The organism is Vibrio sp. 10N.222.49.C9, assembly GCF_041474985.1.
GTDB classification, from domain to species: domain Bacteria; phylum Pseudomonadota; class Gammaproteobacteria; order Enterobacterales; family Vibrionaceae; genus Vibrio; species Vibrio crassostreae_C.
Map to the genome: position 1 here is coordinate 1 of NZ_JBFRVD010000368.1, position 306 is coordinate 306.

Below are 306 nucleotides of genomic sequence, written 5' to 3' on the forward strand. Positions count from 1 at the left end.
GATCCTAATTAACTCTCGAATGTCAGCAGAAGGCCACAGACCTATTTGTCAGGATACTGGCATTGTGACGTGTTTCGTGAACATTGGCATGAAAGTACAGTGGGAAGACACCGACGTCACAGTACAAGAGATGATTGATGAGGGCGTACGACAAGCCTACACCAATCCAGATAATCCGCTTCGAGCGTCTATTTTGTTAGACCCAGCAGGCAAGCGTATCAATACTAAAGACAATACACCTGCTGTTGTGCACATTAATATGGTGCCAGGTGACAAGGTTGAGGTACAGATTGCCGCTAAGGGCGG

1 protein-coding gene is annotated in these 306 nt (G+C 47.1%); it reads left to right on the top strand.

Translation table 11 applies throughout. The features are described 5' to 3' along the window. A partial coding sequence (locus tag AB4585_RS23540; RefSeq protein ID WP_372171190.1) for a fumarate hydratase occupies positions 1–306 on the top strand: 306 nt, incomplete at both ends.